Raw genomic sequence first — 12412 nt, forward strand, 5'->3', positions numbered from 1 at the left:
CTTTTATTTTTTATAAGCGTTATTGATTTCTTCCTCAAGCCGGTGTATAACCTGGTTTGCCTGCTTTAACTCTTCAAGCGGTATTTTGGCAATATACTGGTCAACCACATAATGTTGAAAATTTGTCAATTCTTCTTTGAGCTTTCGGCCCTTCACTCCATATACGAGGTGTGTTTCTCTCTTGTTTTCTTTGTTGGCAGCACGGTAAAGAAGATCTTCTTCTTCCAGACGCTTCATGGCCTGGCTTACAGCACTTTTTGAAATACGCAGCCGGTGAGCCATTTCTGTCAGTGTCAGCCCCTCATGCCGCAGATTTATAAAAAACAGTGCTTCCTGGCGGGTAGTTAAATGCAGCTCGCCAAGCATCGGAACCTCCGGCTGCAGCAACGTACTGATATTTTCAAGCGTGTTTACCGCCTGTTCGAACAGCTTTCTGTGTGTAGATGGTTCCGTTTCGCTCATTTCACTCATCCTTTTCTCTCAGCTTTCTTTGCAGAAGCCTGCGGCTGTTCATGCATATAAGCGCCCACGGCCCCGCTGAATTCTCCGTAGGGAAGAAAGCATGGTTCTTTTCCGCGGAGCTTCGTATAGCCGCCAATAATTTCTTTTAAATGATCGTGCTTATCAAAGGTGGAACCAATATACACTATGGAATCGGTGTTCAGCCGATCGGCCATCTGCACACTCATCGTCGTAATCGTCTCACCAATCATGCGTACAACAGCAGCAATGTAGTCTTTATTTTCATATTCATTGTTTTTCATATTCATAATATTTCCGAAGTTGCTGGCCGTAAGATCTCCGGAAATCGGAGGCTCTTCATCAGTATAAATATCCTTTACCTTGACGTTCAGCGACCGTCCGTCCCCTTCTTTTCCAAGGCGCAGAATTTCTTCATACGCCTCTATGCCAGTGAGAAGATAGGAAAGACCAATAAGCGTGCCTCCTCCCATTCCACTGCCGCCGACCCTTTCGTATTCCTCCGGACCGGCAAAATGTATCGAGGTTCCGGTCCCGACATTGGTAATAATATACGTCTGCCCGTAGGTATCGTCTTCATTAAAACGCTGCCGCAAATATGAAACGCCCTTACAGGTAGCTTCAAACTCACTGATGGGCTCTGCTGACCAGGGCAGAGACTTCCGCAGTGTTTCTGCTTTCCCTCCTGTAATATGAATAACTGGATTGTCGACCCGTTCTTCAATCCATGCCTGTACCTTCTCCATATCGGTTAGAGGTATTTTCTGCAGCTCCCATTCGTCATTCACACGGTAAGCAATTTTAATCAGCGTACCTCCTGCATCAATACCGACTACTTCATTTTTCATTCTTCTCCCCCTGTCCCACGTTCAAATAGTTATATCTTCTGTCGTCTCTTCGTATTTTATCCTACTTCCTCGCGAATTGAAAACGATGCAGCATACTGCTCCTTCCTGTTTTTCTCAAAATTATCAGTTTCCTGCTTCGCATTGGCGTTAATTTTGTTAAAATAATACTACTGCCTAATTTGCAGGCATCTATAAATTTAACAAGGTCCTCCGTTTCAACATAGAGGAAGAATGGGGAAAGCAGATGGGCTTCGAGATATTATCCATTTTCTTAGCAATATTATCGGTTTTTAATTTATTTTTCGCCTTTGTCATTATCTTTATCGAAAAACGCAACGCCACTGCCATCTGGGCCTGGATTATGGTTTTATTTTTCATCCCTTTTTTAGGCTTTGTGCTCTATTTAATTTTTGGGCAGAACCTGACCAGAAAACGGCTTTTTGACTGGGCAGATATTGAAAAGATCGGAATTGAAGAACTGATTCAGGAGCAGATGCATACACTTCGTAACGGCACCTTCCAATTCTCGGATTCTGTTTCCTCCAAGCACCGGGACCTGATCTATATGCAGCTCGCAAACGATGGGTCGGTGCTGACGAAGGAAAACGACGTCCGCGTGTATACGGACGGTCACGAAAAGTTCGATAATCTGATTAAGGATATCGGAAAGGCTCAGGATCATATCCATCTGCAGTACTACATTCTTCGAAGTGACAACCTCGGACGACGGGTTATTGAAGCACTGAGAAAAAAGGCAGAGGAGGGTGTTGTCGTCCGGCTGCTCTACGATGATATGGGCTCGAGAAAGATGAGTAAAAAAGCACTCCAGGGTCTTGAAGCTGCCGGCGGGGAAGTGGCGGTCTTCTTCCCAAAACGCCTGCCGATTATTAATCTACGCCTCAATTACCGCAACCACCGGAAAATTGTTGTGATAGACGGAAAAACCTCCTATGTCGGCGGCTTTAATATCGGCGATGAATATCTTGGCTTAAGCAAAAAGTTCGGATACTGGCGGGACACGCATCTGCGTCTGGAGGGCCAGTCCGTCAAAACAGCGCAGACCCGGTTTATTCTCGACTGGAACCAGGCTAATTCCAGAAATCCCATCCATTACGAGGAGCGTTATTTTCCGACTCTTGCAGAGCCGGGGGAATGCAGTATGCAGATTGTCTCCAGCGGTCCGGACTCAGAGTGGGAGCAGATTAAAAACGGGTATATCAAAATGATCAACTCTGCCAAGCATTCGGTATACATTCAGACTCCCTATTTTATTCCGGATGAGAGTCTGATGGACGCCATTCGGATCGCCTCTTTATCCGGGGTCGACGTCCGCATCATGATCCCAAGCATGCCCGATCATCCATTTGTTTACTGGGCCACGTATTCTCATGTGGGCATTGTCCTTCGTGCCGGTGCCCGGGTTTATATTTACAACAATGGCTTTATTCATGCCAAAACGATCATGGTGGACGACGAAATCAGCTCGGTGGGCACAGCCAATATCGATGTGCGCAGCTTCCGCCTGAACTTCGAAGTGAACGCTTTTATCTATCACGCGCAAACAACAAAACAGCTGACTGATACCTTCCTCTATGATATGGAAACCCACTCCTCCGAGCTCACCCTCGAGGCATACCGGCAGCGTTCGCTCTGGATCCGTATCAAGGAAGCAGTATCCCACCTTTTATCCCCAATTTTATAAACGATGTAAAAATCCGCTGCTCCCAAAAAGAAGCAGCGGATTTTTTATGATTTCCACAGGCCGCCAAGACTCCGGGCCCAGTTTTCGATATATTGGGTGCTTTCCTGCATTGCCTGATCCAGGGAAACAATGCCCGGGACCATGCTGAAAGCAGCATCAATGCCTGCTTCATACACTTTTTCATAACCATCGCCGAGCTGGCCGGCAACCGCAACCACTGTGCTTCCCTCCGGGGACGCCTTCGCTACTCCGACCGGTGTTTTGCCAAATACGGTCTGAGCATCGATTTTTCCTTCGCCGGTAATAACAAGCGACGCCCCGGCACTGCGTTCTGCGAAGCGGCTCTCTTCAAGCACAATGTCTATGCCCGGCTCAAGCGCAGCATTTAAAAAAGCGATCGCCCCGGCTCCGAGGCCTCCCGCTGCCCCGGCTCCCTTTTCCTGGAGCACCGGTTTATGCAGATCCCGTTCAATTACTTCCCCAAACACACGCAGCGCTTCGTCCAGCTCCTGCACAGCTTCCGCTCCGGCTCCCTTCTGCGGGCCATAGACAGCACTAGCTCCCTCCGGTCCCGTAAGCGGATTCGTAACATCACAGGCTGCGCGCACGGTTATTTCATGAATTCTTCTGTCGAGTCCGCCCGTATCAATGCGGTGCAGATGCTTCAGCGCTCCTCCGCCGGGTCCAAGTTCATTTCCACTATGGTCCAGGAAGCGGACACCAAGCGCAGCAGCCATCCCGGCCCCGCCGTCATTCGTGGCACTTCCGCCAAGCCCTAAAATAATCCGCTCCGCCCCTTCGTTGAGCGCTTTCAAAATCATCTGTCCTGTACCGTAGGAGGTGGCCGTTAACGGGGCTCTGCTTTCTTTGGCCACCAGCCCGATGCCTGATGCCTCTGCCATCTCAATAACCGCTGTGCGGGACTTCTGAATATAAACAAATTCAGCCTTCACCGCACTCCCGTCTGGCCCCGATACATCCACTGTATGAATTTCCCCGCCAAGACCGTCCTGAAGTGACTGTGTGGTTCCTTCACCTCCATCAGCCATGGGGATCAGCTCTGTAACGAGATCGCCGGCGTCTCCAATCCCCTGGCGGAATCCCCTTTCAATTGCCTGGGCTGCTTCCATGGCTGTCATGCTTTCCTTGAATGAATCCGGTGCAATCACTACTTTCACCTTTGCCTCCTCCTTTACGTTTTATGACTGGCTGGGATAAATAGAAGATCCGTGCTGCTCCAGCATTTTTTCAAACAGCCACTTTTTTTCCGGAAGCGGCAGCATACAGTCAAATTGCGTCATATCTTCGTTTTTAAAAAAGCCGAGCGTTCCCTGGCAAAAACCGCAGTAGGACGTTTGATGCGTCAATGGCTGCTCGTCCGGAAACCAGTCATTCTCCGAGGGCACAAACTCGCCGCTTATATTCCAGCCGGTGCCATCAGTTAACTGTACAGAAGCCAAAAGCTTGTACGCCTTCTGTCCTTCTTCCCCGTCTGCGGTCGCCATCTGCACATAGGAATCCACCACCTGAAGCAGGCGGGGAATTTCGTTTTCCCGCAGCTCCCGAAAGGACGGAGTTTCCTGTCCTGTCTGGCGCAGGTAGTTTATGTGCTCCTGGTACCTTGATAAGTATAAATGGATAGGTTCCAATTCGTATCCCCCCTTTTTGTCAGTATAGCATGGGTGTGCTTCTGAAATAATAAAAGAACACCCCGCTCCGCTGAAGCAGCGGTTCTGAGATGTTCTTCTACTGGTTTTCTTCCCGTGAGGATTGTTCACGGTTTGGATACCGGCGGTTAAAGTCTTTAAAAACAAAGTATTTCATCATAAAGAAACTCGCCGTGAACGAAGCCAGCATGGCCAGCCCCTTAGCCAGGTTCTGGCGGATCCATGTCGGTACTCCAAGTGTCTGAAATAAAGCATTAAATCCTAAAAATACGGCATTGTTAATACCCAGGCTGATCAGCCCCTGAACAATAAACACTAGCCGCTGGCGGGTGCTTCCTTTCGCGGAGTCCCGGAACGTAATAAAGACATTCCAGATGTAGCTGTTTGTTACCGCCAGTGCGTAAGCAATCGTATTAAAAAGTGTTAAAGTCATCCGCTCTTCACTTGGAAAAAGAAATAGAAGCAGATTCAATGCCCCTATATCGACTACGGCATTTGTTACACCAATCGCACTAAACTGAAGCGCTTGAAGAGGACCACGCCGCTTTTGATTCTTACCCATAGAACCCCTCTGTTCTTGATGAAATCTCCGCTTACCGGCGTTCTTCTGAAACTGTGTCACTATCTTCCGCTGATATTGAAACCTTCACACCGGCTGCTTCTTTGTACAAATCCCTGATTTGCTCTGCTGCCGCTTCCCATCCGAATTCAGCAACATCTGTAAAGGCCTGGTCGGCCAGACGTTTACGGAGAGTTTCGTCTTCAAAGCGGCAGACAGTATTTTTAAAGTCATCTTTAATATGCGGATCATACAAAAGGCCGTTACGTTCTGATGTCAGCTGTTCCTTTGTCGGTCCGCTTTCTGCAGCCACAAGGGGCAGGCCGGATGCCATTGCTTCCATAATCACAAGCCCCAGCGTTTCCGTTGTAGAAGGAAACACAAATACGTCGGAGGAGGCAAATGTAGACGCCAGTTCATTCCCGTGCATAAACCCTGTGAATACGGTGTCTGTGCCTTCGAAATGCTTTTCAAGCTCCTCGCGGTGGGGGCCGTCTCCTACAATAGCCAGGCAAAACTTGTCCGATTCTTCGAGGACATCACGGATTTTTTCAATCTCTTTTTCCGCCGCAAGCCTTCCTACATAAAGCAGCAGCGTTCGGTCGCTTTTTCCACCGGAGAGCCTCTCCCTCATTTTTCTGCTGTGGTGCCTGGGATGGAACTGTTCGGTATCTACTCCCCGTTTCCACAAATGCATACGCTCAAACCTTTTTTCCTGAAGCTCTGTCTGAACGGTCTGCGAGGTGCAGAGATTAATATCCGCTTTGTTATGCAGGCGCCGGACATACCACCACATCAGCCATTTCAGCATGCCCAGATTATAGTAGGACATATACTGGGTCAGATTTGTATGGTAGGAGGCAACCAGCGGCACGCCAAGCTTTTTCGCATAGTTTACCCCCGAATAGCCTACAACCGCCGGGTTCACGACGTGAACGACGTCAGGCCCGAAATCCTGTATATATTTCTTGACTACCCGGTTCGGGAGAGCGAACTTCTTTGAACGATAAAAAGGGAGGGCGCGCGCAGGCACCCCTTTCACTTCTGCTCCATCAAATTCATACACACCCAGATCCGGGGCCACAATCTGTACTTCATGACCATCACGATGCAGCCAGCGTATGCAGGCTGTTAATCGTGTAACAATTCCATCTGTAGAAGGCAGAAAAGTCTCGGTGATGATCATTATCTTCATAGAAGACAACTCCCCGTTTTTATTTCCAGCTCACACTCGGCAGTACATTCTCTTCGATTACCCGCTCTTTATGCGCAATCACCGCTTTTAAGATGTGGCGGATAACGTCATCTGTTAAAAAGTGCGGCTCCAGTCCCAAGTCTAAAAGATTGGTGTTTACCGCTTCCAGGAAGTGCTCTTCCAGCTCTACCCGCGGGTTTTCCAGATGGTCCACATCAACATGGTAGCCTTCTTCTTCGGCTACCTTTTTCACCCGTTCAGCGAGTTCGAGTACAGAGAAATCTTCAGTGAACTGGTTGAACACACGGAACTCTCCAGGTTCAGCCGGTTTTTCTGCCGCAATTTCCACACAGCGGACCGTATCTTCAAGGTTCAGGAAACCACGGGTCTGGCCTCCCTTTCCGTAAACGGTCAGGTTCCGTCCGATGGCGGACTGAATGATAAAACGGTTCAGCGCTGTTCCAAAAACTCCGTCATAGTCCAGACGGTTAGTAAGTACTGGGTCCATGTTGGTTTCATTCGTATCCAGGCCGTAAACGATGCCCTGGTTTAAGTCTGTCGCACGGATGCCCCAAACGCGGCAGGCAAACATAATGTTATGGCTGTCATGCACTTTCGATAAATGATAGAAGGAGCCTGGCTGTTTCGGGAACGGAAGGCGGTCCTTGCGGCCCTTGTGCTCTACTTCCAGGTAGCCTTCTTCAATTGGAATATTCGGCGTGCCGTATTCTCCCATCGTGCCAAGCTTAATCAGGTGGCAGTCCGGCGCCATTTCTTTAATAGCATAAAGCACATTCAAATTCCCTACTACGTTATTGACCTGCGTGTAGACTGCGTGCTCGCGGTCTATCATCGAATAAGGAGCCGAGCGCTGTTCAGCAAAGTGAACAAATGCTTCCGGCTGTTCCTGTTCCATAACCTGCTGCAGGAAATCGTAATGCTGAAGATCACCTTCGTATGTACGTATTTCTTTTCCTGTCAGCTCTTTCCACTTCGCCACCCGGTCTTCAAGGCTTGCAATCGGGGTGATCGAGTTGGAATGAAGCTCGTCGTCAATCTTTCTACGCACCATGCTATCGATAATTGATACATCATGACCCTGCTTTGATAAGTAAAGCGCGGTCGGCCAACCACAAAATCCATCTCCACCTGCAACAATAATTTTCACGTCAGTTACCTCCACATCATTTAATACAATCTGATAATTCTATGGGTATCTATAAGGTAATTCCTACCTCGTAGAGTGCAAGTTGCCATCGTATATGTACATCCGAGTAGAATTCCCATCGAAACAATACCACTCTCCTTATATTAACGCAACTATTAGTCTATATACCACCGTTATTCTATCATACTAACTAATCATTGCAGCTGTCACAGCCATAATTCATAAAAATTACATAAAATTTTATCGAAAAGCGAAGGAATCCTGTTCAGCGGCGCGGGCCCTGGAAGAGCTTTGGATAAAGGGGCTTTTTCCCTTTAACAAAGATTTGAAGGGACACGCCGCCGCTGGCTTCCGGAGCTGGACAGATAGAAAAGCGGAGGAGCCTTGCTCAACCGCGACAGGTACTTCCCAGTCGTGCAGGGCAGCCTGCTGCCCGAAACCGGCTGGAAAGTAACCCCGAGCGGTTAGGCTCCGGAGCTGGACAGACAGAAAAGCGGAGCCGACCTGTATGACCGCCCCGGACGGCTGGCGCGAGCCTTGTTGGAAGCGTCGATAGACGATGAAACAAGGATGAAGCCAATGGCCCGGGCGGTCGGGAGGCGGAGCTGGACAGACAGAAAAGCGGAGAATAGATATTAACCGAACTGACCTGCCTCGTGCGGGCCTCAAAGCTGAACAAAATCCGGAAAAGATTCACTTTTCAAAAGAGAATTTTTCCGGATCTTCATCAACAGCAATTAATATATTATGTTCGTTTAGCTTTTCACTCAGATCGCGCGCTTCTTCATCACTGTATCCAAGCTTTGTTAATCGTTCATAAATATCCGATGCACCGTTTCGGAAAAACTGTTTTACGAACTCCACCGGACTTGTAGCGTCTGCTTCTGTATCACTTACTTTTAGTTCTTTCGCAGTCGCTTTTTCCGCCTCAAGAGCCAAAGCATAAATCTGTTCCTTTTGGATCCCCTGCATCTTTAATTTATCTACAGCCTTCTGTGCTTCTTCTACGGATACAAAAATACGAGCGGTAGGCAATAGTTCCCCCTCCTTGCAAGGAATATTACCACTCCGCCCGTAAAATGAAACAAGGAATATTTATCCTCCAATATATCTCTGATACAACGATCTTGCCTCCACTTCCCCGGAAACCCCGTGAATAATGGCTCTTCCGTCTTTAAAGAGCACCATCCGCTTGTTTTCAATATTTAACACCAGCAGATGCTGATTCGCTTTGGAGATGTGCTGCTTATGAACGTCCGCCGTCTGCTTCAGTGACACCTGCATATCAGGAAGAGGCTTCACCTGTACCGCGTCCCTGCCGCACAACGTCTCCGCCTTGCTTCTTCCACTCCATGCGAGCGCCGGATACGCTGGCGATGCCCCGCAGGAGGGACAATCCTCATCCTGCAGCGAGTCTACCTGAATGGAAGAACTATCGTTCGACCATACATCAAACGACCACAGCGTTCCTCTGAGCTGTTCAAAGGAATGAGTAAGCAGCTTCATCGCTTCGGTCACCTGAGCGGCGCTTACGAATTGGACGGCCGGGGCAATAATACCCACCGTGTCACACGTTTCCCCTTCCATTGGGATACCCTTCATCAGGCAGCGCAGGCACGGCCCCTGTCCCGGCCTTACGGTGTAGCTCAGTCCGTACGCGCCTACACAGGCTCCGTAGATCCAGGGGAGCCGGTGCTTCAACGCTGTATCATTAATCATCAGCCTCGTTTCCATATTATCGAGCCCATCGATAATAAGATCTGCGGGCAGACAATTTTCAAGCACGGCCGGATCAGCTTCTCCGACAATGATTTCAATAGAAGCATCACTGCGGATATCGAGCAGCCGCTTTTTCGCCGCTTCTGCTTTTGGCGTCCAGGCCTCGGCGTCGGCTTCCGTATAAAGCTGCTGGCGCTGCAGATTGCTTTCCTCCACATAATCCCGGTCAATCAGCGTTAATTTTCCGACCCCTGCGCGTACGAGGGTTTCGGCGGTTAAACTCCCAAGAGCTCCGGCACCTACCACTATGACGTGAGCCTCATGCAGCCTTTCCTGCCCTCTCCGGCCGATTCCGTGAAATAACCGCTGCCGGGAAAAACGTTCTTCCGTATTCAAATGCTGAGGCCCCCTATAGGGCTGCTTGCCTGGGCATAGAATTTTTTATCAATGCGCCCTGCTTCTGCGCCAAGTGCTCCGGCCCTTACTGCCAGTTTCATCGCCTCTGCCATTTTTACAGGATCGCCCGCTCCTGAAACTGCTGTATTCAGCAGGATGCCATCAGCACCGAGCTCCATTGCATAAGCAGCATCCTTCGGGCTCCCAATGCCGGCATCTACAATCACCGGAACCTCCGCCTGTTCAATAATATGGAACAGGTTGTACGGATTAATGATTCCAAGCCCCGTGCCTATAGGAGAGGCCCCCGGCATTACTGCATGAACACCAAGCTCCTGAAGCTTTCTCGCAAGTACAACGTCATCGGACGTATACGCAAGGACGGTAAACCCTTCATTCAGCAGCTGCTCCGAGGCCCGGAGCGTTTCCACCGGATCCGGCAGAAGCGTTTTGTCGCAGCCGATCACTTCTACTTTAATCATGTCACACATATTCGCCGCCTCTGCCAGCTTCGCTGTCCGTACTGCCTCTTCAGCTGTTTTGGCCCCCGCTGTATTTGGGAGCAGCCGGTATTTGGATACATCCATCTGTTCAAATGGATCTGGCTGGCTGCTGTCAAACAGGTTCATTCTCCGAACGGCGAAGGTCAGTACCTCCGTTTCCGATGCTTCTACAGCCTGGAGCTGGGTCTTAGCGTCCTTATATTTTCCGGTGCCGAGAAATAAATTCGATTCGAATGTCATATTGCCAATATTAAGCATTCGTTCATCCGCCTCCTACAAAATGAATAACTTCAATTCTGTCCCCGTCCTTTAAACCTTCCTGCTGATGAAATTCTTCAATCACAATAGTACCGTTGCGCTCCACCACTGTTTTTTTGTGGGCGATCTGAAGCTCTTCCAGTAAATCGGCTACAGTTGTGCTGTTCTCAATATTCTGTAATTGACCATTAAGCGTGATCTGCATGAATAACTTCTCCCTTTCGTATTTGAGGATCTACGGCAAACAGGTGCTTCCAGTCTTCGCGGACGCTTTCTCCTTCGATCCGGGCAGCCATCCATTGTCCGCTCAGTGCTGAAAGCAGAATACCGTTTCTGTAGTGCCCGGTCATCACCCACAGGCCACGGCTGGTCTGTCCCATATATGGCAGTCCGTCTCCTGTCTGCGGCCGGATGCCGCTCCAAAATCTTTCAATGCTTGCATGCTTCAGACCCGGTACTAAATGAACAGCTGCTTTCATCAGCTCCTGCATCGAGGCTACACTGACTCCTGTACTCGAGTCCCCGGGCTCTTCTGTGGCGCCGATAAAGATTTCCCCGTCCCTTTTCGGAACAATGTATACCTCCGGCGTGTGCAGAGTGTGTCTCAAATTCTCATGGGGCATCCGTACGGACAAGCACTCCCCTTTTACCGGATAGAGCGTAAAATCCTTTTCATCCAAAAGCTCCACTCCGGCGCTCCCCCCGGTAAAAACCACTTCTTTTGCTTCAATCATTCCTTCCTTTGTTTTCACGCCACAAATCCGGCCGTCAGCTTCTAAAAAACGGTCCACAGAAGTGTTTTCCCGTATAATTGTCCCGCAGGCCCTTGCTGCTTCAGCAAGGGCTATTGTCCATTCATAGGCCCGGAGCTGTCCGTCCTTTGGGATGGACCAGGCGCCCCGGATGTTTTTGGAAAGCGCCGGTTCCCTGCGCAGGGCTTCATGTGCCGAAAGCCACTCCGCGCCGTAGCCGCGCCCTGCAGCCCGCCGGTATTTATCTTCTCCCGCCTTATCCCATACAGGCTTCAGCATTCCGTTGTTCACGTAGGAAACATCCATTCCACTGAGCGCTTCCACTTCGGGGACCATCTCTTCAAACAGCTCCCGGCTTTCCAGGGCGAATTCCTGAAAAAGGTCAGACCCCTCCCACTCGGATTGCGCTCCGAGCATGCCGGCAGCCGCTTTTGATGCCCCGGCAGCAATGGAGTCTTTCTCGATTACCATTACGCGGCGCCCGCGTTTGCTTAACTGATAGGCAAGCGAGCATCCCTGCACACCTGCGCCTACAATAAGAACTTCTGTATCAGTCTTCATTGTTATCACTCCTTAACCGGGCTCTGAGCTTTCCGGCTGCTTTTCCGGGCTCGGCAGCCTCATAAAAATATGCAATGGCTGCGACCCCGGACGCTCCATAGTTTATACACTCCACTGCTTTGTCAGCGTCAATTCCTCCTATGGCAATTACGGGGATCCGTACGCTTTTCGCCACAGCCTCCAGCGCCCGGAGCCCTCGCGGTAATTTCCCAGGTTTACTGCCGGAGGCAAACACATGCCCAAAATACAGCCATGATGCTCCCTGCTGTTCACTGTTTTCCGCCGCTTCCACCGAGTGGACGGACTGACCCCAGCCTGCGGAGACCGGATAGATCGTACGACGCTCCGGCAGATGGGCACCGGCCAGGCCGTATGCAGCAGCAAGTTCGGGTTCATCATTTATGATCAGCTGCTTCGGGGCAGCTCCTTCCTTTAACACCCATCCAATGGCCGTTTCTTTTTCACGCCTTGTCCATTCGGGCGCCCGTACATGCACGTAGTCAACGAGCCCACTCAGCTCTCTCGTTTTTTCCCACCAAGCTGTCAACGGTATATCCGGCGGCGATACGGCGTGGATGCAAGGCTTCGGTTTATTATCCATAAA

The 12412-nt window shown here is 49.9% G+C and carries 14 protein-coding genes; 1 reads left to right on the plus strand and 13 read right to left on the minus strand.

Going from position 1 to position 12412, the window contains the following annotated elements:
• Nucleotides 1–3: 3 nt before the first annotated feature.
• Both SIC45_RS12610 and coaW read right to left on the minus strand, forming a co-directional pair.
• The gene (locus SIC45_RS12610) at nt 4–462 is read right to left on the minus strand and encodes a MarR family winged helix-turn-helix transcriptional regulator (protein ID WP_319632397.1); all 459 of its coding nucleotides are present in this window, start codon (nt 460–462) and stop codon (nt 4–6) included.
• A gap of 5 nt (nt 463–467) precedes the next feature.
• Nucleotides 468–1328 (minus strand): type II pantothenate kinase, encoded by an 861-nt coding sequence (coaW, locus tag SIC45_RS12615; protein WP_319632398.1) that lies wholly within the window; start codon nt 1326–1328, stop codon nt 468–470.
• 244 nt (nt 1329–1572) lie between these two features.
• On the opposite strand from coaW, the gene cls reads away from it, so the two are divergent.
• A complete protein-coding gene (gene cls, locus SIC45_RS12620; protein WP_298787172.1) occupies nt 1573–3030 on the plus strand; it encodes a cardiolipin synthase in 1458 nt (485 codons plus the stop codon).
• A 44-nt stretch (nt 3031–3074) separates the two neighbouring features.
• Here cls and SIC45_RS12625 read toward each other — a convergent pair whose 3' ends face one another.
• From SIC45_RS12625 to SIC45_RS12675, 11 genes are all read right to left on the minus strand, one after another.
• Complete coding sequence (locus tag SIC45_RS12625) at nt 3075–4208, minus strand: glycerate kinase (RefSeq protein ID WP_319632399.1); 1134 nt, start codon at nt 4206–4208, stop codon at nt 3075–3077.
• Between the two features lie 21 nt (nt 4209–4229).
• Complete coding sequence (locus SIC45_RS12630; protein WP_319632400.1) at nt 4230–4679, minus strand: hypothetical protein; 450 nt, start codon at nt 4677–4679, stop codon at nt 4230–4232.
• Between the two features lie 97 nt (nt 4680–4776).
• Nucleotides 4777–5259 carry a GtrA family protein gene (locus SIC45_RS12635; RefSeq protein WP_298787177.1) on the minus strand — a complete coding sequence of 161 codons (483 nt, stop codon included), beginning with the start codon at nt 5257–5259 and terminating at the stop codon, nt 4777–4779.
• Nucleotides 5260–5290: 31 nt separating this feature from the next.
• Nucleotides 5291–6451, minus strand: coding sequence for a glycosyltransferase family 1 protein (locus SIC45_RS12640; RefSeq protein WP_319632401.1), 1161 nt, complete (start codon nt 6449–6451; stop codon nt 5291–5293).
• A 19-nt stretch (nt 6452–6470) separates the two neighbouring features.
• Complete coding sequence (locus tag SIC45_RS12645; protein WP_298787181.1) at nt 6471–7619, minus strand: NAD-dependent epimerase/dehydratase family protein; 1149 nt, start codon at nt 7617–7619, stop codon at nt 6471–6473.
• A gap of 693 nt (nt 7620–8312) precedes the next feature.
• Nucleotides 8313–8654, minus strand: coding sequence for a general stress protein (locus SIC45_RS12650; RefSeq protein ID WP_298787183.1), 342 nt, complete (start codon nt 8652–8654; stop codon nt 8313–8315).
• 60 nt (nt 8655–8714) lie between these two features.
• Nucleotides 8715–9734, minus strand: coding sequence for a ThiF family adenylyltransferase (locus SIC45_RS12655; protein ID WP_319632402.1), 1020 nt, complete (start codon nt 9732–9734; stop codon nt 8715–8717).
• Nucleotides 9731–10495 (minus strand): thiazole synthase, encoded by a 765-nt coding sequence (locus SIC45_RS12660; RefSeq protein ID WP_319632403.1) that lies wholly within the window; start codon nt 10493–10495, stop codon nt 9731–9733. Before SIC45_RS12660 ends, SIC45_RS12655 begins: the two co-directional genes overlap by 4 nt.
• A gap of 4 nt (nt 10496–10499) precedes the next feature.
• Complete coding sequence (gene thiS, locus SIC45_RS12665; protein ID WP_319632404.1) at nt 10500–10700, minus strand: sulfur carrier protein ThiS; 201 nt, start codon at nt 10698–10700, stop codon at nt 10500–10502.
• Complete coding sequence (gene thiO, locus SIC45_RS12670; protein ID WP_319632405.1) at nt 10684–11808, minus strand: glycine oxidase ThiO; 1125 nt, start codon at nt 11806–11808, stop codon at nt 10684–10686. Before thiO ends, thiS begins: the two co-directional genes overlap by 17 nt.
• A complete protein-coding gene (locus SIC45_RS12675; protein WP_319632406.1) occupies nt 11798–12409 on the minus strand; it encodes a thiamine phosphate synthase in 612 nt (203 codons plus the stop codon). The genes thiO and SIC45_RS12675 overlap by 11 nt, the downstream gene beginning before the upstream one ends.
• Nucleotides 12410–12412 lie beyond the last annotated feature (3 nt).

Source organism: Marinococcus sp. PL1-022 (genome assembly GCF_033845285.1).
Taxonomy (GTDB): Bacteria; Bacillota; Bacilli; order Bacillales; family Marinococcaceae; genus Marinococcus.